This is a genomic window from Bradyrhizobium sp. CCBAU 51627 (assembly GCF_028128765.1).
Taxonomy (GTDB): domain Bacteria; phylum Pseudomonadota; class Alphaproteobacteria; order Rhizobiales; family Xanthobacteraceae; genus Bradyrhizobium.
Genome location: NZ_LBJG01000027.1, coordinates 340,960 through 361,841 on the forward strand (window position 1 = coordinate 340,960; position 20,882 = coordinate 361,841).

Genomic DNA, 20,882 nt, shown 5'->3' on the forward strand with positions numbered 1-20,882 from the left:
TGCCTCAATCCAGCGTGCGGCGGAAGCGTGTCACGGCGATGGTCATGGCGACCAGCATCAGGATGGCGAGGGCTGCGGCGTCAAAGCGCAGATTCGGCATGGACGCGCCCTTCAGCATGATGGCGCGAACGATCCGCAAATAGTGTGTCAGCGGTAGGCATTCGCCGAGATATTGGGCCCAGGCCGGCATGCCCGCGAACGGGAACATGAAGCCGGACAACAGGAGGCTCGGCAGGAAGAACATGAACGACATCTGAATCGCCTGCAGTTGGTTCTGGGCGATGGTGGAGAACGTGTAGCCAATCGCGAGATTTGTGGCGATGAAGAGCGTCGAGAGCGCCGCCAGCAGGAGCAGATTGCCGAGCACCGGAACGCCGAACAGGAACACGCCGATATTGATGATCAGGAAGGCCTGGATAAAGCCGACCAGGATGTAGGGAACGATCTTGCCGAGCATCACCTCGACCGGCTTGATCGGCATCGACAACAGGCTCTCCATGGTGCCGCGCTCAATCTCGCGCGTCACCGACAGGGCCGTGAAGATCAGCATCGTCATGGTGAGGATGGTGCCGACCAGGCCCGGCACGATGTTGATCCGCGACTCCGCAGCCGGATTATAGCGCGCATGCGCCCGGATCTCGAACGGCAATGCCGGCGGATCGCCGATATAAAGATCATGCTGAAGCGCGGTCTGCACGATCATCCCGAGCGAGCCGAGCGCCGAGCTTGCGGCCACCGGATCGGTCGCGTCCGCCGCGACCAGCAGAGCCGGCTTGTCGCCGCGCCGCACCGCCCGTTCGAAGCCGCGCGGGATCTCGACGCCGAACAGCACCTTGCCGGACTTCAGCAGATTGTCGAAATCCTCAACGTCGTGCACTTCGTAGACGAAGCGGAAATAGGCGGTATTCTCCAGCGCCTTCAGGACCGAGCGGGCGAGATCGGAGTCCTCCTGCAGCAGCACCGCGCTCGGCAGGTGGTGCGGCGTGGTGTTGATGGCATAGCCGAACAAGAGCAGCTGCATCACCGGGATTGCGACGATCATCGCAAACGAGACGCGGTCCCGCCGAAGCTGAATGAACTCCTTCGCCATCATGGCATAGGAGCGGCGCAAGAAGCCGAAGCGGTCGCGGATCTCCGATACGGGGCCGGTTGCGCGGATGGTGCTCATTGGAAATTGTCCCTCGAGCGATTCATCAATTCAATGAAGACGTCTTCCAGCGACGGATGCGACTTCTGCCAGTGCAGGCCGCTTTTCTCGCGCCAAGGCGCGATGCTGGCTTCGAGCGCCGCAGCATCCCGGCCGGAAACATGCAGCGAGGTGCCGAACGGGGCCACCATATCGACGCCCGCCTTATGCTCGAGCTCGGCCGCGAGCCCACCCAATTCGCCGGTGACAGTGTACGTCGTCAAGGCAGATTTCGCGATCACCTCGTCGACGGTGCCCCGCGCGAGCAGATGGCCGTAAGCGATATAGGCGATCTCGTGACAGCGCTCGGCCTCGTCCATGTAGTGGGTCGAAACCAGTACCGTAAGCCCTTCAGCTGCGAGCGCATGGATCTCGTTCCAGAAATCGCGCCGCGCCTTGGGATCGACACCGGCGGTCGGCTCGTCCAGCAGCAACAGTTTTGGATTGGGCAGCGTGCAGGCCCCGAGCGCCAGCCGCTGCTTCCAGCCCCCGGAAAGCTCGCCGGCAAGCTGCCCCTCGCGCCCCGAGAGCCCGAGCCGCTTAATCATGTCTTGCGCGGCCCCGCGCGCATCAGCGAGGCCATAGAGCCGCGCAACGAATTCGAGGTTCTCCCGCACGGACAGGTCCTGATAGAGGCTGAAGCGCTGGGTCATGTAGCCGACCTGGCGCTTGATCTTCTCGGCGTCGCGCAAGATGTCGTAGCCGAGGCAGGTACCCTCGCCGCTGTCGGGCGTCAGCAGGCCGCAGAGGATACGGATGGTCGTGGTCTTGCCCGAGCCGTTCGGCCCGAGGAAGCCGTAGATCGAACCGCGCTTCACCTGCATCGACAGATCGTGCACGACCTCGCGGCCGCCGAACGATTTGCTCAGGCCCTTGACGTCGATCGCGATGTCGTCGTCGGCGTTCATCGCTTGTCCGCCACCGGTGTCTTCGGATTGAGATAGACATCGATCGGCTGCCCCACCCGCAAGGCATCGGGCCGCGACGGGCGCGCCTGGATCAGGTAGACGAGCTTGTTACGCTCCTCGAGGCTGTAGATCACCGGCGGGGTGTATTCGGCCGATGTCGCGATGAAATAGATTTTTGCGGTCAGATCGGCCGCACAACTATCGCAGGCAACCCGCACCTCGTCGCCGATCGACAATTTCGGCAGCTCCGTTTCCGGCACGAAGAAGCGCAGCTTCATGTTACCGGGCGGCATGATCGAGAGCACCGGCCGCTGCGCCGCGACCATCTCGCCTTCGCGGAAATAGATTTGCTGGATGGTGCCGGCAACAGGCGCAAAGCCCTTGCGCCGCGCCAGCCGCGTCTCCGAGGTCGCCACCCGCGCCTCGGCAACGCGCAAGGCGGAGACGGCGGAATCGAGATTGGCCTGCGTGCCGGCGCCGGTCTTGCTCAGCGAAGCCGCACGATCATAGGTCTGCTGCGCATTTGCCAGCGTCGCCTTATTCTGGTTGAGATCGGCGAGTTGGAGATCGTCATCGACGGAATAGAGGGCTTCGCCGACCTTGACCTCGTCGCCCTCGCGGACATTGAGCTTCGTGACACGGCCGGCCTCGTCGGGACTGACGAAGATCATGTCGGCCTCGACCCAGCCCTGGAAGCCGGGATCGCGCTTCTCCTTGCAACCGGCGAGGCCGGTTGCAAGCGCGACGGCCAGTAGGATTCCAAATATCCTTTGCGACGACGTCATGTCGTCCTCCGTTCGCCAAAGATCAGATCAAGATGGACGCGCAGCATCTCCTGCGCATCGAGCGGCGCGTGCCGCGCAAACAGGCTCTGCCAGATCACCGCGATGATCGCCGGCGCGACCAGGATCTGCGGATAGCGCGCAAGATTCGTCTGGTGGATCTCGCCGCGGGCAATGCCGAGTTCGATCAGTGCGCGCATGCCGGCCATCCCGCGCGAGACGACCTCGCGGTAGTAGAAGTCGGCCACCGAGGGGAAGCGCGGCCCTTCCGCCACGATCAGGCGAACGAGATCGCCGCGCCGTGTACCGATCACCTCTTTCAGAAAATTGCCCGCAAAGCTTTCGATGAGGTCCCGCACCGAGCCCGTCGGCGGCGGCAAGGCGTTGAGCCGCGCCACCACGGGCACGATCACGGTGCGCACCAGCTCCTCGAACATGGATTCCTTGTCCTTGAAGTGCAGGTAGATCGTGCCCTTCGCGACGCCTGCGCGCTTGGCAATGTCGTCGAGCCGCGTCGCGGCAAAGCCGCGCGCGATGAATTCCTCCATCGCCGCCTCCACGATCGCGGCGCGTCGCTCCGCGGCGCGCATTGCACGGTTCGACCCCGGAGCGGCGTCCCCACCGCGCTCGGGCTTCAGACTTGCTGCCTTGGCTGCAGCCGCTGTGATGGGCTTCTCTGTCATTCTATATTTATGACTGACTAGTCAGTCATCGTCAAGCACGGATTCCGATCTTGGTCAGGAGCAGATAAATTAGCGTTGACTAATGAATTAGCCACTGCTAATTGATTGGCATGATCGAAACCGCTCCACATCCCGTCACCGCCGTGATGCGCGCTCTCGCCGATCCGACCCGGCGCGCTGTGTTCGAGCGCGTGTTCGACAGCAAGGAAATCAGCGTCGCTGAACTGACACGCGGAAGCGGCGTGACGCAGGGCGCGATCTCGCAGCACCTGAAATCGTTGAAGCAGGCCGGCCTCGTCGCCGAGCGCGCCGAGGGCCGCAACGTCTATTACCGCGCCGCCCCGCAAGGACTCGAACCGCTGGTCAGCTGGATGGACCATTACGGCGTGTTCTGGCGCGAGCGCTTCCAGAATCTGCGTGACCTCTTGAAGGAGATCGACCCGTGAGTGCAGCCGCGTTGCAAACCGAGACCCACGAAAACATGCGGGACATCGTCATCGACGAGGTCTTCCCTCACACGCCCGAGACAATCTGGAAGGTGCTGACCAGCGCGCAGCTGATCGCGCGCTGGCTGATGAAGCCGACCGGCTTCGAGGCTGTCGAAGGCAAAGCTTTCACGTTCCAAACCACACCGGGCGGTCACTGGGATGGCGTCATCCATTGCCGTGTCCTGGAGGTCGTGACGCACCGGCGGCTCGTCTACGCCTGGAAGGGCGGCGATGCGCGCAACACCGGTTATGGCGCGCCGCTCGACACCGTCGTGACCTGGTCCCTCACCCCGGTCGAAGCCGGCACGCGCATCCAGCTGGTTCATGCCGGCTTCGTATTGCCGAGGAACGAGACCGCCTACACCGGCATGAGCGGCGGCTGGAAGAAGGTCGTTCGGCAGCTCGACGAGATCAGTGGCGAAAACATTTAAGGAGTGAGCACGATGGACAAGCCCTATACCGGCGGCTGCGCCTGCGGCGCGATCCGCTATTCGATCGCCGGCGAACCGCTGTTCAGCAATCACTGCCAGTGCCGGGACTGTCAGCGCGAAAGCGGCACCGGCCACGGCTCCTACGCCACCTTCGCCCGCGCCGGCGTCGCCGTGACCGGCGACGCCAAGAAGTGGGACATGGTCGGCGACAGCGGCAACGTGAAGACGCGCGCCTTCTGCCCTGAGTGCGGCGTGGCGGTTTACATGACCTTCAAGGCAATGCCCGATATCTTCACCATCCGCGCCGCGAGCCTCGACGAGCCCGCCCGCTACAAGCCGAAGGTCGTCACCTACGCCGTGCGCGGGCATGACTGGGACCATCTCGAATCCGGCCTGACCAGATTCGAGACGATGCCTCCAGGCTGAGGCGAAGGATTCTTGTTTTGACGCGTTTTCTTGACGCGAACCGGTATCCACTTCGCTCGAAAACGCTTTAGCCAAAGTCGAGCACCATGCGGCCGTCGATCTTGCCGGCCTTCATCCGGTCGAAGACGTCGTTGATCTTCTCGAGCGGCACCTTCGCCACCTCGGCCCTGACCTTGCCGTCGGCGGCGAAAGCGATGGCTTCGTCGAGATCGCGGCGGGTGCCGACAATGGAGCCGCGCACGGTGATGCGCTTGAGCACGACGTCGAAGATCGGTGTCGGGAATTCGCCCGGCGGCAGGCCGACGAGGCTGACGGTGCCCTTCCGGCGCACCATTTTCAGCGCCTGGGCGAACGCGGCGGTCGAGACCGCGGTCACCAGCACGCCGTGCGCCCCGCCGCCGGTCGTGGCCAATACCTTGTCGACGGCTCCATCTGCCAGCGCATTGACCGCGAGATCGGCACCCGCCTCACGCGCGAGCGCGAGCTTGTCCTCCGCAATGTCGACGGCCGCGACCTTGAGCCCCATCGCCTTGGCATACTGGATCGCGACGTGGCCGAGCCCGCCGACACCCGAGATCACGACCCACTCGCCGGGCCTTGCCTCCGTCTCCTTCAATCCCTTGTAGGTGGTGACGCCGGCGCACAGGATCGGCGCGATGGCGGCGAAATCGACCGTCGCCGGCAGCTTTGCCGCAAAGGCAGCGGAGGCAATGACATACTCCGCAAAACCGCCGTTCACGCTGTAGCCGGTGTTGTGCTGGTGCTCGCACAGCGTCTCCCAGCCGGTCTCGCAGTATTCGCAGGACATGCAGGCATCGTGCAGCCAGGCCACGCCCACGGCATCGCCGACCTTCAGATTCTTCACGCCGGGCCCGAGCGCTGCGACGGTGCCGGCGACTTCATGGCCGGGAATGAAGGGCGGAACCGGCTTCACCGGCCAGTCGCCTGAGGCGGCATGCAGATCGGTGTGGCAAACGCCGCAGGCCTTCACCTTGACCAGAACCTCGCCCAGTCCGGGCTGCGGCAGCGGCACGTCCTCGATGACGAGCGGCTTGCCAAATTGTCTGACGACGGCGGCTTTCATGGTCGGCATCTGTCTGCTCCCTTGCATCGCACGAGCAGACTAGCGAAGCCACGCGCCCCCCGTTTGATTGGGGTCAAACCGCACAAAGTTTGCGCAGTACGGCGCCACCATCACGCCCTGGTGACGCGAAGCGCGCTGCTGACTTCAACTATGGAACTTCAACCCATCGACGATCTTGTCGATCACCTTGCGCTCGGCACGCATCGCGATCCCGACGAGATTGAGATCATTACGCGCAACCGCCTTCACTGCCTCGCGATTGGCGGCGTCATGCGTGGTCTTGAACATGTCCTCGCTGTAGACCGCCGGCGTGACCTTGCGCGTGAGCGCACGATCGAGTGCGCGCGACAGGGCCGGAACATCCGCACCATAGATCAGGATCGGCTGGCCGATCAGCGCAAGATACTTCGTGCCTGAGGCGTCCTCATAGGCATCGCCGATACACTCGGGAAAGGCCGCCGCAATTCCGCTCGTCAGGAACGAGGCGACATTGAGCTTCTGCCAAGCTTCCAGATCGTTGCGAATGACGACGGCAATCTTGGTGTCGAACTGCATGAATTTTCCCAACACACATCCACCCGTCGGGAAAGAAACGAAGATTCTTCTCACACCAACGGTAGATGCGAACGTAACCCGAATTGACCCATTGATCACAGCTCGGAAATTTCAATGGTGATGCGACCGGCTGCGCTTCTCCTCGCTGACCAAGTCGGGTATAGATCGGCGCACTGTCACTGAACTGTCATAAACCTTGCATGTCAGAAACTGGCGCGATCAAACGAGCCCTCGATCCCGTACAACGGCTAGCGAAGGGCAACGGCCATCCGGTCCCTGACGACGCGACGAAATTCAACAGCTTCGTTGCGCCCGCCAGTAGCGACAGTTCCGCACGCCCCGACAACGACGCGTCGCACAGCGGACGTTTTCAGGTCGGTGTCTCCGCTGACGAAGCTCGTGTCGAGGCGATCGCCCCCGAACCCCCTCGCTCCCGCGATGCCACGCCGCACGCCACCGAAATCGAGCTCAAGCTGCTGGTCGACCCCAATGGCCTCACCGGATTCGGCAACGCGCCCGTCATCGTCGCAAAGGCACGCAACAAGGGTTCGCGCAAGCACCTCAGGGCGGTCTACTACGATACGCCCAAGCGTGCGCTCCAACGTAACGGATTGAGCTTTCGGGTTCGCCAGAGCGGTTCGCGCTTCACACAAACGGTGAAGACAGAAGCGGGCAACGATCCGTTGCGGCGTGGCGAATGGGAAGCGAGCGTGCCTTCGATGGCGCCCGACGTCGCGCTGGCGCTGCCCTTCCTTCCGGAGAAGCTGCGTGCGGATCTCGCGCGCCGTCCGCTCGAAGCTGTCTTCAGCACCGACATTCGCAGACATCAACGCCTCGTCGACCTGCCGTCGGGCACGATTGACGCCGCCTTCGACCAGGGCCATCTGACATCCGGCGATCGGTCGCTTCAGGTCAGCGAGATCGAGCTCGAGCTCAAGGCGGGCAGCCCGTCCGCCATCTGGGAACTCGCGCTCCGGCTCGCGGAGCACGGGCCGGTCAGGCCCTCCATCCGTAGCAAATCGGCGCGCGGATTCGAGCTTGCGGCGGGCGTCCCGCCGGCTGTCACAAAGCCGCGCAAGCTTCGGCTTGATCCAGCCTCATCGCTCGACGAGACGTTCGCCGCGATCATGCGCGCCTGTCTGTTGCATCTGCTCCAGTCGATCCCGGCCGCCGAGGACGGACGCGATCCCGAGGGCATTCACCAGCTCCGCGTCGCGCTGCGCCGCCTGCGATCCGCGCTGGACCTGATGCGTTCGGTGGTGTCGCTCAGCAAGCTCGACCTGCTGCGCTCGGAGGCCAGATGGCTGGCGCAAAATCTTTCTCCCGCGCGTGACTGGGACGTCTTTCAGCAAGACACGTTGCGCATCGTCGCGAAAGGCTGCCCTTCGATTGCGGGCTTCGAGGTGCTTGAAGCCGCCGTCGAGCAGCGTCGGCTCGCCAGCTACGACAGGGTGCGCCAGGTGCTGGCGGACCGCCGTACGTCGTATTTCCTGATCGGTCTTGGCGGCTGGATCGAAGCGCGCGGATGGCGCAGCGACGTCGCGCCGGACCATCTGGCGCAACTCGCCGAACCCGCCACCAATTTCGCGCAACGTATTCTGTCGGCCCAGCATGCCAAGGTGCTCAAGCGCGGCCGCCGCTTCAAGTCGCGCAGCACGGAGGAGCGGCACCGCGTCCGGCTCGCCGCGAAGAAACTGCGCTATGTCGCCGATTTCCTGCTGCCGCTCTATGGAGAGCGAAAATCCGCCAAACGCTTTTCCAGCAAGCTCGCCGACCTGCAACAGCAGCTCGGCATCTACAATGACATGGCGACGACGGCTTCGCTGCTCGCGGACATTGGCAAGGAGCCCGGCAACAGCACCGCCGCGGCTGCCATTGCCGGCTGGCAGGCGCACGCCATGGTCGGGGTCGAGCCGCGTCTGAACGCGGCATGGTCGGAATTCGTCAAGACGAAGGTGCCCTGGTCGACCGGAGTCGGCGCCTGATCGAGCGCATCAGCCGATGATCAACCCTTGGCGTCGCAGGCCCAGGCGCGGATCACGCATTCCTTGCCGCCATATTTGTAGCATTCGCGGGTTGCGGCATTGAGTGTGGCGGAGATATTCGGCTTCACGGCATAACCATAGGCGCCGCAGGGATTGGTCATGTCAACCGACATCGCGGCGCAGGCGCGCTTCATCGTCACCGTCGTGCATTCGCCCTTGCACTGCTTCTGCGCCGCCGCACGCGCCTCGTGCTCGGCGTTATAGTCGTAGGCCTGTCCGTAAGCGCCGCACTTGCCAACGGCAAAAGCACCGGCCGCGTGGGCTTCGGTGATGTAACGGGCGCCGGAAACACAAACCGACAGCGCAAAGAAAAACATCGCGCAACGGCGCGCGACGACGTTCGAAGCCATGGAAAAGCCCCTCCCCCCAAGGCAGGTGCGGAGGACTTTAAGCAGCGGTCGTTTCCAGATGGTGAACGGGTGGTTGAAAACGGACGATCGGTACTAACCGGGCCGTGCCGCTTCCAGCGCCTGTGGCGTGTCGATGTCGAGGAAGGCGCCTTCGCCGTCGACCGGGACTTCGGCGACCGCCTCGATGTGTTTGGCAATCAGGTGTCGCGCACCGACGTCGCCATCGAGCGTCATCAACTCCTTGAAGAAGCGGCGCGACCACAGCACGGGGTTGCCGCGGCGGCCTTCGCTGACTGGCACGACGATCAGATTGCCGCGATCCGGCGCGAAGCTATCGATGAGGCGATCGATCAGGCCGGCATCGATCAGTGGCATATCGCCAAGGCAAACCACGGCGCCGTCGCACGCGTCGGACACGGCCGCGATCCCCGATTTGACCGAGCTCGCGATGCCACCGGCAAAATCCGGATTCCTGATGAAGCGCACTTTCAGGCCCTCGAGCGCCTGCTCGACCAGTTCGCTCTGGTGGCCGGTGACCACGATTACCTCGGAGGCCTTGGAGGCGAGCGCTTGCTCGGTTGCGATCCGCACCAGCTTCTTGCCGTCGAACTCGGCGAGCAGCTTGTTCGGCCCGCCCATACGGGTCGAGCGGCCCGCCGCAAGCACGATGGCGGCGACCTGGCTGTTGCCCTCGGTCTGGGGCTTGGCGCGCGGCTGCGGCCGCGTCACGATCTCCATCAACAGGCCGCCCACACCCATGCCCATCAGCTCGGATCGTGTCACCTTGAGGCCGGCGAGCAGCCGCATCAAGACCCAATCGAATCCGTTCTCGACCGGCGAGCGCGCGCAGCCCGGCGCGCCCAGCACCGGCACGCCACCAGCGCGTGCGATCAGCAGCAGGTTGCCGGGATCGACCGGCATGCCGAAATGCTCGATCTTGCCGCCGATACCTGTGACGGCCGCCGGGATCACGTCGCGGCGGTCGGCAATCGCCGACGCTCCGAACACGATCACGAGCTCGGCGCCGAGGCCGAGCAATTCCTTGATCGCGGCGGACAGCGCATGCTCGTCATGCTGGACTCGCCGCTCCGCGATGATGCTGGCGCCGGCCGGCGCGAGCCGCTCGGCGGTGACGCGCAGCGTCTTGTCGATGACCTTGGACGACAGGCCCGGCAGCAGCGTCGAGACCACGCCGACGCGCTTGATCACGTAGGGTGCGACGGTCAGCACGTCCCTGCCGGCGGCTTTCACCGCCGCGTCGCGCAAATCTCCCGTCACGCCGAACGGGATGATCTTGACGGTGCCGACCATCTCGCCTTCGACCACCGGTTTGAACGCCGGGAGCGTGGCAAAGGTGATGGCCTCGTCGATACTGTTGATGCGATCGACCGCGGCGCGGTCGATCACCAGCACGCCCGGACGCGCGGCGAACAGATTGGCGCGGCCGGTAAAGGCGCGCTCGACGTGAATGCCCTCGCCGCCGATCGCAAGCGCAATGCCGGCGGCCGCGACATCCTCGGAGACGTCGCCCGCCTCCATTCGCACCACGACGATGTCCTTGATGCCGGCACGCTCGAGTGACTCGACCTCGACGGGTCCGATCGTCGTGCCCTTCTTCAACACCAGCGGTCCCTGGCGCAGGGTGTGGACAGTCACCCCGCCGATCGCATCCCTGGGGCTCGCTGGTCCGAACTTCATGCCGCTTCTTCTTTTTCTTTGGGAGGCAGCCGCAGCACCGCGGTGATCTCGGCCATGATCGCCACCGCGATCTCGGCCGGCGAGACCGCCCCAATCGCCAGCCCGATGGGAGCATGGATGCGCGCGATATCGCTCTCCTTCGCGCCCTGCGCCCGCAGCCGGTCGCCGCGCTTGGCATGGGTCTTCCGCGAACCGAGCGCGCCGATATAGAAGCAGTTGCGCTCGAAGGCGTGCAGCAGCGCGGGATCGTCGATCTTCGGATCGTGCGTCACCGCGACGAAGGCCGTATAGGCATCGACGTTGAGCGGCGGCAGCGCGGTCTCAGGCCATTCGGCGACCAGCGGAATATCGGGGAAGCGCTCGGGGCTCGCAAAGGCCGTGCGCGGATCGACAACCGTGACGTCGTAGCCGAGTGAGCGCGCCAGCGGCGCCAGCGCCTGGCTGATATGAACCGCGCCGACGATGACGAGCTTTGCGGTCGGCGCGTAGACGTTGAGGAAGAGCTTTTTGCCGCCGGCTTCGATATTGGCGCTCTTGCCCATGCGAAGCTGCTTGTCCAGCTCGGCGCGCAGCGGGTCCTTGGCAAAATCCGCCGCCTTCACCAGGCGCTGCTCGCCGCTCTCGGTGTCGGTCACCAAAATCACCGGCCGGCGCGCGGCGCGCTCGGCGTTGAGTTCGTGCAGGATGGCGAGCTTCACGGCTAACCGACCTTCTCGACGAAGACGCGGATGGTTCCGCCGCAGGACAACCCGACATTCCAGGCCGTCTCGTCGGCGACGCCGAACTCCAGCATCTTTGGCTTGCCGCTCTCGATCACATCCATGGCCTCGGTGACGACAGCGCCCTCGACGCAGCCGCCGGAGACCGAGCCCAGAAACGTGCCCTCGTCGTTGATGACGAGGCTGGAGCCCGCGGGGCGCGGCGCCGAGCCCCAGGTCTCGACCACAGTGGCCAGCGCGACGCCACGGCCGGCTTTCTGCCAATCCTCCGCTGCCTTCAGAATATCCTCGTCGCGATCGAGCATGGTGGGCCTCTCAAGCTGCGGAGCGGATCAGGCTGCGGTGATGCGGCGGCAATGGCCGGGAGAGCGTGGCGATCAGCTCCTGGATCGAACTCAAATTATGCACGGGCCTGAATTCGTCAACGTGCGGGAGCATCATTTTGATGCCCTGCGCCTTGGCCTCGAAGCCGCCGAACCGGAGTAGCGGGTTGAGCCAGATCAGCCGCCGGCAGGAGCGGTGCAGGCGGTCCATCTCGAAAGCCAGCCTGGAATCGGCCTCCCGCTCCAACCCATCTGAAATCAGCAGCACGATGGCACCCTGGCTCAGCACCCTTCGCGCCCACAATTTGTTGAAGTTGTGCAGCGAGGCCGAGATCCGCGTGCCGCCGGCCCAGTCCTCCACCGAGGCCGAGCAGCTCGCCAGCGCCTCGTCGGGATCGCGCTGGCGCAGCGCGCGCGTCACATTGGTGAGCCGCGTGCCGAACAGGAACACCGAAACGCGTTTGCGTGCGTCGCCGATGGCATGCAGGAAATGCAGGAACAGGCGGGTGTACTCGCTCATCGAGCCGGAGATGTCGAGCAGCGCCACGATCGGGGCCGGCTTCTCGATCCGGCCGAGGCGATGGATGTCGATGATGTCGCCGCCGGTGCGCAAGGACGCGCGCAGCGTACGGCGCATGTCGAGCCGCAGCCCGCGCGGATCCGGCAGGTAGCGGCGCGTCAGCAATTCGGCCTGCGGCAGGTGCATCATCTCGATGGCCCGGAGCGCTTCGGTGATCTCGGCCGCGCTCATCTGTGCAAAATCCTTCTTCTGAAGGATTTCCTTGTCGGAGACCGACAGGCGCAGATCCTGCTCCTGATGCTGCGGCGTCTCGGTCATACGCGGCTGCGACATCGCCTCCTGCACGCGGCGGGCGCCGGCCTGCGGCTTCTTCTTGGCTTCGTCCGGCAGCGGCACGGAATCCAGCATGTGCTTCCATTCCTCCGAGGCGCGGAAGAACAGGTTGAAGGCCTGCTTGAAGATCAGTGCGTGCTCGTGGCGCTTGACGAAGATCGCCTCCAGCGTGGTGAAGACGTCGGCGCGGTTGCCGATGTCGATCACTTGCAGTGCGCTCATGGCATCGATCACCGCACCCGGTCCGACCGGCATGCCGGCGGCGCGCAGCGCACGGGCGAAGCCGACGATGTTGTCGGCGAATTGCTCGGTTTGCTCGGGCTCGAGGTGGTTGATCGCCATGGTTCAGCACTCTCGATCGTCATTCCGGGGCGCCGCGTCAGCGGCGAGCCCGGAATCCATAACCACGATCGGGAGTATGGATTCCGGGCTCGCGACTTCGTCGCGCCCCGGAATGACGAGCTCAGTTGTGGTGCGAGATCAATTCTCGCTCGTCGCTTCCTTCAGCACCTTCTGCAGGGTGTCGCCCTGCATCCGGGTAATGTCGTCCTGATATTTGAGCAGCGCGCCCAGCGTGTCGCCGACCACTTGGGGAGTCAGCGAGCGGGCATCGAGCTCTGACAACGCGGTGGCCCAGTCGATGGTCTCGGCGACACCAGGCGACTTGTAGAAATCCTGGTCGCGCAGCGCCTGAACGAAGCGCACCACCTGTTGCGACAGTTTTGCCGAGATGCCGGGCACGCGCGACTTGACGATCGCGAGCTCGCGCTCGGCGGCGGGATAGTCGACCCAGTGATAGAGACAGCGCCGCTTCAGCGCGTCGTGGATCTCGCGGGTGCGGTTGGAGGTGATGATGACGATCGGCGGATGCGGCGCTTTCACGGTGCCGAATTCCGGGATCGTCACCTGGAAGTCGCTGAGGATCTCCAGGAGATAGGCTTCGAACGCCTCGTCGGCGCGGTCGAGTTCGTCGATCAGCAGCACCGGCGGACCGGCAACGTCCGGCTCCAGCGCCTGAAGCAGCGGGCGTTTGATCATATAGCGGTCGGCGAAAATATCGCTCGACAGCTGCTCGCGGTCGGTGTCGCCGGCCGCTTCCGCCATCCGGATCGCGATCATCTGCGCGGCGCTGTTCCACTCATAGACCGCGGACGAGACGTCGAGGCCTTCGTAGCATTGCAGCCGGATCAGCTTTCGTCCCAGCGCCGCCGACAGCACTTTTGCGATCTCGGTCTTGCCGACCCCGGCCTCGCCTTCCAGGAACAGCGGGCGGCCCATGCGCAGCGAGAGATATGTCACCGTCGCCAGCGACCGCTCGGCCAAGTAGCCGCGCGAGGTCAGGAGTTCGAGCATCGCATCGACTGATGCCGGCAAGGTCGCTGAAGTCATGAAAAGCCAGTCTCGTTTACGCCCTCACGGGACAAGTTTTGGCCGAGGGTGAGGTTCGCTCACTCCTTGGCGTTGGCAGCATCGAGGGCGCGGCGCGTCAGCACGCCAATGAGATGGGCGCGGTACTCGGCGCTGCCATGGATGTCGCTGTTCAGCCCTTCCGCCGGCACCTCGATGCCATCGAGCACCTTGGACGAGAACCGCTTCTTCAGCGCCTCCTCGAACGCCTCGACGCGGAAGACGCCGTTCGAGCCCGCCCCGGTGACGGCGACGCGCACGTCCGATGGACGCCGCGCCACGAACACGCCGACCAGCGCATAGCGCGAGGCCTGATTGCGGAACTTGATGTAGGCGGCCTTCTTGGGCAGCGGGAACATCACCTTGGTGATGATCTCGTCGGCCTCCAGCGCGGTCGAGAACAGGCCCTGGAAATATTCCTCGGCTTTGAGACGGCGCTTGTTGGTGACGATGGTTGCCCCGAGCGCCAGCACTGCGGCTGGATAGTCCGCGGTCGGATCGTTGTTGGCGAGCGAACCGCCGATCGTGCCCTTGTGGCGCACGGCGGGATCGCCGATCTGGCTGGCGAGATCGGCCAGCGCCGGGATCGCCTCACCGACGATAGCGGAGGTCGCGACCTCGGCATGCTTGGCGGTCGCGCCGATCACCAGCGAGCGGCCCTTCATCTCGATCGTGTTCAGCCCCTCGATATGGGAGAGGTCGACCAGATGCGGCGGGCTTGCCAGTCGCTGCTTCATGACCGGAATCAGCGTGTGACCGCCGGCGATCAGCTTGGCGTCTTCGTTCTTCACCAGGAGATTGGCGGCCTGCCGGACGGTCCCGGGGCGATGGTATTTGAATTCGTACATGAGGGTGTCCTGATCGCGGAGAGCGCGCGGTTACGCGAGATCGGATTTCGCCATTGCCTTGGCGCCGGCGGCGATCGAGGCAACGATGTTCTGGTAGCCGGTGCAGCGGCAGAGATTGCCTTCTAGTTCTTCCCGGATCGTATGATCGTCGAGCTCGTGACCCTTGCGATGGACGATGTCGATCGCGGTCATGATCATGCCGGGCGTGCAAAAGCCGCACTGCAGGCCATGGTGCTCACGGAAGGCTTCCTGCATCGGATGCAGCGGCGCGCCATCAACCGCCAGCCCCTCGATGGTCTTGACCTCGTGGCCATCGGCCATCACGGCCAGCGTGGTGCAGGACTTCACGGCCTTGCCGTCGAGATGCACGACGCAGGCGCCGCACTGCGAGGTATCGCAGCCGACATGGGTGCCGGTCAGCCGCAGATTCTCGCGCAGAAACTGCACCAGGAGCGTACGCGGGTCGACATTGGCCGTAACAGGATTGCCGTTCACGATGAGGGAGATTTTTGCCATAAGCACTCTCTGTCAGCGCCCCGACGGGTCCCGTCGAAGCGGTTCTTTTTTATAGTTATTCCAACCCATCATATGGGCCATTGTCCGCTGGGGCAACATCACCCCGGACGCAAGCCGCCATGCCGAAAGGCGATAGGTTCAGCCCTGTACCGCCTTGGCGAAGTTCGCGAAAAATTCGTCGGCCAGCTTCTTGGCGGCACCGTTGATGAGGCGCTGTCCGAGTTGCGCCAACTTGCCGCCGATCTGCGCCTCGACGGCATACGAGAGCAGCGTGCCGCCATCCTTCTCCGCCAGCTTCACGGTCGCGCCACCCTTGGCAAAACCGGCCACCCCGCCCTCACCCTCACCTGATATCTTGTAGCCGTTCGGCGGGTCGAGATCAGAGAGCGTTACCTTTCCCCTGAAGCGCGCCGAGACCGGACCGACCTTCATTTTCGCCGTTGCGCGAAAACCGCTGTCGTCGGTCTTCTCCAGCTCCTCGCAGCCGGGGATACAGGCCTTCAGCACTGCGGGGTCATTGAGTTTTTCCCACACGGCCTCGCGCGACGCTGCGAGCTGGACTTCGCCGTTCATCGTCATGGCCATGGGGCGCCTCCCGGGATCACATCAGAACAATATTGCTCAAGTAACGCACGAAGGCCGCAAAGGAAAGGGTACCCACGGTCACGTGCAATGCATATTCGCACTTGCAAAAAGTCTTGGACGGCCCGGTCAGGGATTGGCAGAGCCGGGACATGGTGGTTAGGTCCCGCACAACATGAGCACAGCCCTCTCCTCCCTGCTTGCGCCGATGCTGTCGAGCGCAGCCATGCGCACTGTCTGCGACGACCGGTCCACGCTCCAGCACATGCTCGATTTCGAGGCAGCCCTGGCGCGGGCCGAAGCCGCCACCGGCGTGATTCCCGCATCGGCGGCGGGCCCGATCGAAGCGGCCTGCAAGGCCGATGCCTTCGACATGGCTGCCCTGGCCGAGGCCGCGACCCGGTCGGGCAATCTCGCGATTCCCCTGATCAAGACTCTGACCGCCAACGTGGCCAAGGCCGATGCGGAGGCCGCGCGCTACGTGCATTGGGGCGCGACCAGCCAGGACGTCATCGACACCGCGACCATGCTGGGCCTGCGCGCCGCCATCGACGCGCTGGACGCCGACCTCAGCCGCGCCATCAAGGGCTTTGCCGCGCTGGCCCGCGCTCATCGGAATACCGCAATGGTGGCGCGGACATGGCTCCAGCACGCGCTGCCGATGCCGTTCGGGTTGAAGGTCGCCGAATATGCGGCGAGCCTCGCCCGCGCCCGCTGCCGCCTGCGGCGTGTCCGCCGCGAGGGCCTCGCCCTGCAATTCGGCGGCGCCGCCGGCACACTTGCAGCCCTCGGTGACAAGGGACTCGCGGTGGCCGAAGCGCTGGCGCAGGAATTGAATTTGCCGTTGCCGGAAGCGCCCTGGCACACCCATCGCGACCGCATCGCGGAGGCTGCGTCAGCCTTCGCGATTCTCGCCGGCAGCTGCGGCAAGATCGCCCGTGACGTCTCGCTGATGATGCAGACCGATGTCGGCGAAGCGTTCGAACCCGCCGGCGAAGGCCGCGGCGGCTCCTCGACCATGCCGCACAAGCGCAACCCGGTCGCAGCCGCAAGCGCGCTCGGCTGCGCGACGATGGCTCCGCAGCTCGCTGCGACGATCCTTGCGGCACAGGTGCAGGACCATGAGCGCAGCGCCGGGCCCTGGCACGCGGAATGGCCGACATTGCCGCAATTGATGCTGGTCGCTTCAGGGGCGCTTGCCGGCATTGTCGACATCGCCGAAGGGCTGGATGTCGATGCCGCGCGCATGCGCAGCAATCTCGATGCAACGCACGGGCTGATCATGGCGGAAGCGGTCACCTTTGCGCTCGCCGACAAGATCGGCAAGAGCGATGCGCATCACCTCATCGAGGCTGCGAGCAAGCGCGCGGTCGCCGAGAAGAAGCATCTGCGCGAGGTGCTGTCGGCCGATTCGCAGGTCACCGCGCATCTGGCGCCCGAGAAAATTGCGGCATTGTTCGAGCCGATGGCCTATCAAGGAGCATCGCAAGCCTTGATCGATCGACTGCTCGCTTCTTTGGATCTCTCCTGATGTCGTTGCCGGGCTTGACCCGGCAATCCATCATCTAGGATAGATTGACTTTCTAGATGGATGCGCGGGTCATCCAGGTTAAGACGCGCTCCGCGCTGTTGCCCGCGCATGACAAGGAACATGCCATGCCCATGATCGATGCCGACGGTTGCCTGCTCAACGTCTCCGTCGAAGGCCGCGACGGCGGGCCGACCTTGATGCTGTCGAACTCGCTCGGCTGCACCCTTCAGATGTGGGAGCCGCAGATGAAGGCCCTGACGCAGGTGTTCCGCGTCATCCGCTACGACCGCCGTGGCCACGGCAAGTCCAACGTGCCGCCCGGCCCCTATACAATGGAACGTTTCGGCCGCGACGTGCTGGCGATCCTCGACGACCTCAACATCGAGAAGGTGCATTGGTGCGGCCTGTCGATGGGCGGCATGGTCGGTCAATGGCTGGGCGCCAATGCGCCTGAGCGGTTCGGCAAGCTCATCCTCGCCAACACATCCTGCTACTATGCCGAGCCGACGAAGTGGCTGGAGCGCATCGACGCGGTGAAAAAGGGCGGCATCGCGGCGGTTGCTGACGGCGTGATCGCCGGCTGGCTGACCCAGGATTTCCGCGAACGCGCGCCTGAGATCACGGCAAAGATGAAATCGATGCTGCTCGCGACCCCGGTCGAGGGCTATCTCGCCTGCTGCGAGGCGCTGTCGACGCTCGACCAGCGAGCGCTGCTGCCGAAGATCAAGAGTCCGACCCTGGTGATTGCCGGCCGCTACGACATGGCGACGCCGATCTCGGCCGGCGAGTTGATCCGCTCGAGCATTCCCGGCGCCAGCATGACCATCATCGACGCCGCCCACATTTCCAATGTCGAGCAGCCGCACGCGTTCACCGATGCGGTGGTCGGTTTCTTGACGCAACGCTAACCGCAGTCGTCATTGCGAGCGTAGCGGCGCAATCCAGACCCCCCTCCGCGGTGACAGACTGGATTGCTTCGCAATGGCGGAGAGGAGGATAGAATGGACGACCAGAAACGCCGCGATGCCGGCATGACCGTCCGCCGCAAGGTGCTGGGCAATCCCTGGGTCGACAAGTCGATCGCGAATCGCAACGCGTTCAACACCGACTTCCAGGACATGATCACGCGCTATGCCTGGGGCGAGATCTGGACGCGGCCGCATTTCGACGAACGCACGCGCCGCGTGCTTGTCATCGGCACCATGGTCGCGCTCGGGCAATGGGACGAATTCCGCCTGCACGTGCGCGCAGCGCTGGCGGAGGGCGGCTTCACTCCCGACGATATCAAGGAAATCTTGCTGCAGCAGGCGATCTATTGCGGCGTTCCGGCAGCGAACCACGCCGTCAAGGAAGCCTCAGCGATTGTGCAGGAGCTCGGCCTGATCAAAGGCTAGCGGCGCGGTGTCTTCGACATCGACGGCCTTCGGCGCTGCCGCCGGCCGCTCGATCACCAGCACGACTGCAGCACCAAGCAGCAGCAGAAGTTCGGTGGCGTGCAGCCGAAGCGCGGCCAACTCACCGACCTTCGAGGCCATCACCATGCTTGCGAACGAGATCAGGCTGCCGATCGCAAGCGCAATGCCGAGCGCCTCGTCGCTCGCGCCGCTCTTCCGGGTACGCGGAACGGCGAGCAGCGCGAGATAGATCGCAAAGAATGCCACCACAGTCAGCCGTCCCAGCGCCAGCAGCCAGGCCGCGCGCACGGTGCTCATTCCGGACATCTGAAGCTGATCGCTGAGGAAGAGTGCGACCGCGACGCTCGGCCGCTCATAGAGACCGTGCACCGGCGCCACGAAGATGTTGAAAGCAACCAGCGTCCAGGCCGGAATGAAATAGGCGGCCAGCAGCGCGCCGTTGACCGTGCCGATCCGCCAATTCCTGAACATGCCGCTTCCCGCTTCGTCTCACCGCCCTCGATCGAGGGCTTTGCGAGCAGCTAACTCGCATCAGACTGTGGCGGCAATTTAAACCCTTTGTTTACCTTAACTGCCCCGCTGACCTTCTCCACCACGAAAAAGGACCCCGCCTTCCGGCGGGGCCCCTCCAGGCTATTTCAGTCCGATCGGTTGTCCTGCTGACCTCCCCGCTGCTGGCCGGGCTTGTCGCCCTGGCGCATCGGATCATGTTGCTGCTGCTGTCCGGGTTTCTGGCCGCCGCCTTGCTGCTGCTGCCCTGGCTGCTGGCTTGGGCGCTGCTGGCCGGGGCTCTGACCCTGCTGGCCCGGATTCTGGTTCTGCTGCTTCGTCATCGGGGGGAACTCCCTTGTTGGACGTCAGTGCAAGAACAACAGCCGGCGACGGATTTAGTTGCCCTGCGGAACCCGGTTTCTCGCAGGTGCGGAACCGGAAGACGAAACCCCCGTCGATGAAATGACCTCTGTACAAGCCGTTATGCCAAGGCCAGCCCAGTTGCGGTCGCCAGTTCCCTCCTGTTACAAAACGGGAAGAATGCTTAGGGGCTGCCGGGGCCCGAGAAGAAACGCAAGTACTCACTCTCTCTCGAAGAGCTCCCATCAAGTCGCGTCAGGTTTGGGAACGGCAGCCTATGGATTATTTCGCCCAGCAGCTCATCAACGGCCTCGTGCTCGGCTCCATCTACGGCCTGATCGCGATCGGCTACACGATGGTCTACGGCATCGTCGGCATGATCAATTTCGCCCATGGCGACATCTTCATGATCGGCGGCTTCATCGCGCTGATCTCCTTCCTGCTCCTGGTCTCGCTCGGTCTGACCGCAATTCCACTGATCCTGCTGGTCGTTCTGCTGGTCGCGATGGCGGTCACCGCACTCTATGGCTGGACGGTCGAGCGCATCGCCTATCGGCCGCTGCGGCACTCCTTCCGTCTGGCGCCGATGTTGTCGGCGATCGGCATGTCCTTCGTGCTGACGAACTATTCGCAAGTCGCGCAGGGCGCGCGCGTCAAGCCCGTGCCGCCGATCATCACGGGAGGCTATACGCTGCATGAAGGTCCCGAAGGTTTTGCAGTGCAGCTCTCCAACATGCAGATCATGGTCGTGCTAGTGACCATCGTGCTGCTGGCCATGTTCACCTGGCTCGTCTCGCGGACACGGCTCGGCCGCGACATGCGGGCCTGCGAGCAGGATCAGACCATGGCGGCGCTGCTCGGCGTCGACGTCGATCGAACCATTTCCATGACTTTCGTGATCGGCGCGGCGCTCGCCGCGGTCGCGGGCATGATGTACCTGCTCTACTACGGCCAGGTCGATTTCTTCATGGGATTCGTCGCCGGGATCAAGGCATTCACAGCCGCCGTGCTCGGCGGCATCGGGTCGCTGCCCGGCGCGGTGCTGGGCGGCCTCGCGATCGGCCTGATCGAGACCTTCTGGTCGGCCTATTTCTCGGTGGAGTACAAGGACGTCGCCGCCTTCTCGATCCTGATCATCGTCCTGATCTTCATGCCGACCGGTCTGCTGGGCCGGCCCGAAGTCGAAAAAGTCTGACAGGC

Annotated in this window: 25 protein-coding genes; 8 read left to right on the top strand and 17 right to left on the bottom strand. The window is 64.2% G+C overall.

Features of this window, described 5'->3' with window-relative positions:
* Nucleotides 1-4 precede the first annotated feature (4 nt).
* Genes XH88_RS25150 through XH88_RS25165 form a run of 4 tightly spaced genes read right to left on the bottom strand, consistent with a single transcriptional unit; the run spans nt 5 to nt 3,559 of the window.
* Nucleotides 5-1,168, bottom strand: coding sequence for an ABC transporter permease (locus tag XH88_RS25150; RefSeq protein ID WP_271670940.1), 1,164 nt, complete (start codon nt 1,166-1,168; stop codon nt 5-7).
* Nucleotides 1,165-2,094 (bottom strand): ABC transporter ATP-binding protein, encoded by a 930-nt coding sequence (locus XH88_RS25155; protein WP_271670941.1) that lies wholly within the window; start codon nt 2,092-2,094, stop codon nt 1,165-1,167. Before XH88_RS25155 ends, XH88_RS25150 begins: the two co-directional genes overlap by 4 nt.
* The gene (locus XH88_RS25160) at nt 2,091-2,879 is read right to left on the bottom strand and encodes an HlyD family secretion protein (RefSeq protein WP_271670942.1); all 789 of its coding nucleotides are present in this window, start codon (nt 2,877-2,879) and stop codon (nt 2,091-2,093) included. The genes XH88_RS25155 and XH88_RS25160 overlap by 4 nt, the downstream gene beginning before the upstream one ends.
* Complete coding sequence (locus tag XH88_RS25165; RefSeq protein ID WP_442868466.1) at nt 2,876-3,559, bottom strand: TetR/AcrR family transcriptional regulator; 684 nt, start codon at nt 3,557-3,559, stop codon at nt 2,876-2,878. The genes XH88_RS25160 and XH88_RS25165 overlap by 4 nt, the downstream gene beginning before the upstream one ends.
* Nucleotides 3,560-3,669: 110 nt before the next feature.
* Here XH88_RS25165 and XH88_RS25170 point away from each other — a divergent pair, with 110 nt between their 5' ends.
* From XH88_RS25170 to XH88_RS25180, 3 genes are read left to right on the top strand one after another with little or no spacing between them, the layout of a single operon-like run.
* A complete protein-coding gene (locus tag XH88_RS25170; RefSeq protein ID WP_271670943.1) occupies nt 3,670-4,005 on the top strand; it encodes an ArsR/SmtB family transcription factor in 336 nt (111 codons plus the stop codon).
* On the top strand, nt 4,002-4,478 hold the full coding sequence (locus XH88_RS25175) for an SRPBCC family protein (protein ID WP_271670944.1): 477 nt from the start codon (nt 4,002-4,004) through the stop codon (nt 4,476-4,478). Before XH88_RS25170 ends, XH88_RS25175 begins: the two co-directional genes overlap by 4 nt.
* A 12-nt stretch (nt 4,479-4,490) precedes the next feature.
* A complete protein-coding gene (locus tag XH88_RS25180) occupies nt 4,491-4,904 on the top strand; it encodes a GFA family protein (protein ID WP_271670945.1) in 414 nt (137 codons plus the stop codon).
* A gap of 67 nt (nt 4,905-4,971) precedes the next feature.
* Here the strand turns inward: XH88_RS25180 and adhP are convergent, their stop codons facing one another.
* Both adhP and XH88_RS25190 read right to left on the bottom strand, forming a co-directional pair.
* Nucleotides 4,972-5,997 carry an alcohol dehydrogenase AdhP gene (adhP, locus tag XH88_RS25185; RefSeq protein WP_271670946.1) on the bottom strand — a complete coding sequence of 342 codons (1,026 nt, stop codon included), beginning with the start codon at nt 5,995-5,997 and terminating at the stop codon, nt 4,972-4,974.
* 135 nt (nt 5,998-6,132) lie between these two features.
* Nucleotides 6,133-6,543 (bottom strand): DUF2000 family protein, encoded by a 411-nt coding sequence (locus XH88_RS25190; RefSeq protein ID WP_271670947.1) that lies wholly within the window; start codon nt 6,541-6,543, stop codon nt 6,133-6,135.
* 200 nt (nt 6,544-6,743) lie between these two features.
* On the opposite strand from XH88_RS25190, the gene XH88_RS25195 reads away from it, so the two are divergent.
* Nucleotides 6,744-8,528 carry a CYTH and CHAD domain-containing protein gene (locus XH88_RS25195; protein WP_271670948.1) on the top strand — a complete coding sequence of 595 codons (1,785 nt, stop codon included), beginning with the start codon at nt 6,744-6,746 and terminating at the stop codon, nt 8,526-8,528.
* Between the two features lie 20 nt (nt 8,529-8,548).
* Here the strand turns inward: XH88_RS25195 and XH88_RS25200 are convergent, their stop codons facing one another.
* The 9 genes from XH88_RS25200 to XH88_RS25240 form a co-directional block, all read right to left on the bottom strand.
* On the bottom strand, nt 8,549-8,938 hold the full coding sequence (locus XH88_RS25200; RefSeq protein ID WP_271670949.1) for a DUF4189 domain-containing protein: 390 nt from the start codon (nt 8,936-8,938) through the stop codon (nt 8,549-8,551).
* 93 nt (nt 8,939-9,031) lie between these two features.
* Nucleotides 9,032-10,636, bottom strand: coding sequence for a molybdopterin-binding/glycosyltransferase family 2 protein (locus XH88_RS25205; protein ID WP_271670950.1), 1,605 nt, complete (start codon nt 10,634-10,636; stop codon nt 9,032-9,034).
* Nucleotides 10,633-11,334, bottom strand: coding sequence for an XdhC family protein (locus XH88_RS25210; RefSeq protein ID WP_271670951.1), 702 nt, complete (start codon nt 11,332-11,334; stop codon nt 10,633-10,635). Before XH88_RS25210 ends, XH88_RS25205 begins: the two co-directional genes overlap by 4 nt.
* Nucleotides 11,335-11,336: 2 nt before the next feature.
* Nucleotides 11,337-11,660 carry an XdhC family protein gene (locus XH88_RS25215; protein WP_008564652.1) on the bottom strand — a complete coding sequence of 108 codons (324 nt, stop codon included), beginning with the start codon at nt 11,658-11,660 and terminating at the stop codon, nt 11,337-11,339.
* A gap of 10 nt (nt 11,661-11,670) precedes the next feature.
* On the bottom strand, nt 11,671-12,873 hold the full coding sequence (locus XH88_RS25220; RefSeq protein ID WP_271670952.1) for a vWA domain-containing protein: 1,203 nt from the start codon (nt 12,871-12,873) through the stop codon (nt 11,671-11,673).
* A gap of 138 nt (nt 12,874-13,011) precedes the next feature.
* Nucleotides 13,012-13,920 (bottom strand): AAA family ATPase, encoded by a 909-nt coding sequence (locus XH88_RS25225; RefSeq protein WP_128965554.1) that lies wholly within the window; start codon nt 13,918-13,920, stop codon nt 13,012-13,014.
* A gap of 59 nt (nt 13,921-13,979) precedes the next feature.
* Nucleotides 13,980-14,786 (bottom strand): FAD binding domain-containing protein, encoded by an 807-nt coding sequence (locus XH88_RS25230; RefSeq protein ID WP_271670953.1) that lies wholly within the window; start codon nt 14,784-14,786, stop codon nt 13,980-13,982.
* 30 nt (nt 14,787-14,816) lie between these two features.
* Complete coding sequence (locus tag XH88_RS25235; protein ID WP_271670954.1) at nt 14,817-15,302, bottom strand: (2Fe-2S)-binding protein; 486 nt, start codon at nt 15,300-15,302, stop codon at nt 14,817-14,819.
* Between the two features lie 138 nt (nt 15,303-15,440).
* The gene (locus XH88_RS25240) at nt 15,441-15,887 is read right to left on the bottom strand and encodes an SRPBCC family protein (RefSeq protein ID WP_271670955.1); all 447 of its coding nucleotides are present in this window, start codon (nt 15,885-15,887) and stop codon (nt 15,441-15,443) included.
* A 172-nt stretch (nt 15,888-16,059) separates the two neighbouring features.
* Here XH88_RS25240 and XH88_RS25245 point away from each other — a divergent pair, with 172 nt between their 5' ends.
* The 3 genes from XH88_RS25245 to XH88_RS25255 all read left to right on the top strand — a co-directional run bounded on the left by XH88_RS25245 (nt 16,060) and on the right by XH88_RS25255 (nt 18,809).
* On the top strand, nt 16,060-17,415 hold the full coding sequence (locus XH88_RS25245) for a 3-carboxy-cis,cis-muconate cycloisomerase (RefSeq protein WP_271670956.1): 1,356 nt from the start codon (nt 16,060-16,062) through the stop codon (nt 17,413-17,415).
* 125 nt (nt 17,416-17,540) lie between these two features.
* Nucleotides 17,541-18,323 carry a 3-oxoadipate enol-lactonase gene (gene pcaD / locus XH88_RS25250; protein WP_271670957.1) on the top strand — a complete coding sequence of 261 codons (783 nt, stop codon included), beginning with the start codon at nt 17,541-17,543 and terminating at the stop codon, nt 18,321-18,323.
* A gap of 93 nt (nt 18,324-18,416) precedes the next feature.
* Nucleotides 18,417-18,809: a carboxymuconolactone decarboxylase family protein gene (locus XH88_RS25255; protein WP_271670958.1), complete on the top strand. Its 393-nt coding sequence runs from the start codon at nt 18,417-18,419 to the stop codon at nt 18,807-18,809.
* On the opposite strand, the gene XH88_RS25260 is transcribed toward XH88_RS25255, so the two are convergent.
* Together XH88_RS25260 and XH88_RS25265 are read right to left on the bottom strand one after the other, a co-directional pair.
* A complete protein-coding gene (locus tag XH88_RS25260; RefSeq protein ID WP_271670959.1) occupies nt 18,771-19,301 on the bottom strand; it encodes a hypothetical protein in 531 nt (176 codons plus the stop codon). The two genes, XH88_RS25255 and XH88_RS25260, sit on opposite strands and share 39 nt — an antisense overlap.
* A gap of 167 nt (nt 19,302-19,468) precedes the next feature.
* Nucleotides 19,469-19,663, bottom strand: coding sequence for a hypothetical protein (locus tag XH88_RS25265; RefSeq protein WP_271670960.1), 195 nt, complete (start codon nt 19,661-19,663; stop codon nt 19,469-19,471).
* A gap of 296 nt (nt 19,664-19,959) precedes the next feature.
* On the opposite strand from XH88_RS25265, the gene XH88_RS25270 reads away from it, so the two are divergent.
* Nucleotides 19,960-20,877, top strand: a complete 918-nt coding sequence (locus tag XH88_RS25270; protein WP_271670961.1) for an ABC transporter permease subunit — start codon at nt 19,960-19,962, stop codon at nt 20,875-20,877.
* Nucleotides 20,878-20,882: the final 5 nt, after the last annotated feature.

What these genes read in the sequence shown, in the direction of transcription:
- XH88_RS25160 (WP_271670942.1), bottom strand. Translation starts at nt 2,879, where the DNA reads ATGACGTCGTCGCAAAGGATATTTGGAATCCTACTGGCCGTCGCGCTT.
- XH88_RS25200 (WP_271670949.1), bottom strand. Translation starts at nt 8,938, where the DNA reads ATGGCTTCGAACGTCGTCGCGCGCCGTTGCGCGATGTTTTTCTTTGCG.
- XH88_RS25260 (WP_271670959.1), bottom strand. Translation starts at nt 19,301, where the DNA reads ATGTTCAGGAATTGGCGGATCGGCACGGTCAACGGCGCGCTGCTGGCC.
- XH88_RS25230 (WP_271670953.1), bottom strand. Translation starts at nt 14,786, where the DNA reads ATGTACGAATTCAAATACCATCGCCCCGGGACCGTCCGGCAGGCCGCC.
- XH88_RS25270 (WP_271670961.1), top strand. Translation starts at nt 19,960, where the DNA reads ATGGATTATTTCGCCCAGCAGCTCATCAACGGCCTCGTGCTCGGCTCC.
- XH88_RS25190 (WP_271670947.1), bottom strand. Translation starts at nt 6,543, where the DNA reads ATGCAGTTCGACACCAAGATTGCCGTCGTCATTCGCAACGATCTGGAA.
- XH88_RS25180 (WP_271670945.1), top strand. Translation starts at nt 4,491, where the DNA reads ATGGACAAGCCCTATACCGGCGGCTGCGCCTGCGGCGCGATCCGCTAT.
- XH88_RS25195 (WP_271670948.1), top strand. Translation starts at nt 6,744, where the DNA reads ATGTCAGAAACTGGCGCGATCAAACGAGCCCTCGATCCCGTACAACGG.
- pcaD (WP_271670957.1), top strand. Translation starts at nt 17,541, where the DNA reads ATGCCCATGATCGATGCCGACGGTTGCCTGCTCAACGTCTCCGTCGAA.
- XH88_RS25215 (WP_008564652.1), bottom strand. Translation starts at nt 11,660, where the DNA reads ATGCTCGATCGCGACGAGGATATTCTGAAGGCAGCGGAGGATTGGCAG.
- XH88_RS25150 (WP_271670940.1), bottom strand. Translation starts at nt 1,168, where the DNA reads ATGAGCACCATCCGCGCAACCGGCCCCGTATCGGAGATCCGCGACCGC.
- XH88_RS25245 (WP_271670956.1), top strand. Translation starts at nt 16,060, where the DNA reads ATGAGCACAGCCCTCTCCTCCCTGCTTGCGCCGATGCTGTCGAGCGCA.
- XH88_RS25235 (WP_271670954.1), bottom strand. Translation starts at nt 15,302, where the DNA reads ATGGCAAAAATCTCCCTCATCGTGAACGGCAATCCTGTTACGGCCAAT.
- XH88_RS25255 (WP_271670958.1), top strand. Translation starts at nt 18,417, where the DNA reads ATGGACGACCAGAAACGCCGCGATGCCGGCATGACCGTCCGCCGCAAG.
- XH88_RS25205 (WP_271670950.1), bottom strand. Translation starts at nt 10,636, where the DNA reads ATGAAGTTCGGACCAGCGAGCCCCAGGGATGCGATCGGCGGGGTGACT.
- adhP (WP_271670946.1), bottom strand. Translation starts at nt 5,997, where the DNA reads ATGCCGACCATGAAAGCCGCCGTCGTCAGACAATTTGGCAAGCCGCTC.
- XH88_RS25240 (WP_271670955.1), bottom strand. Translation starts at nt 15,887, where the DNA reads ATGGCCATGACGATGAACGGCGAAGTCCAGCTCGCAGCGTCGCGCGAG.
- XH88_RS25225 (WP_128965554.1), bottom strand. Translation starts at nt 13,920, where the DNA reads ATGACTTCAGCGACCTTGCCGGCATCAGTCGATGCGATGCTCGAACTC.
- XH88_RS25155 (WP_271670941.1), bottom strand. Translation starts at nt 2,094, where the DNA reads ATGAACGCCGACGACGACATCGCGATCGACGTCAAGGGCCTGAGCAAA.
- XH88_RS25265 (WP_271670960.1), bottom strand. Translation starts at nt 19,663, where the DNA reads ATGACGAAGCAGCAGAACCAGAATCCGGGCCAGCAGGGTCAGAGCCCC.
- XH88_RS25170 (WP_271670943.1), top strand. Translation starts at nt 3,670, where the DNA reads ATGATCGAAACCGCTCCACATCCCGTCACCGCCGTGATGCGCGCTCTC.
- XH88_RS25165 (WP_442868466.1), bottom strand. Translation starts at nt 3,559, where the DNA reads ATGACAGAGAAGCCCATCACAGCGGCTGCAGCCAAGGCAGCAAGTCTG.
- XH88_RS25220 (WP_271670952.1), bottom strand. Translation starts at nt 12,873, where the DNA reads ATGGCGATCAACCACCTCGAGCCCGAGCAAACCGAGCAATTCGCCGAC.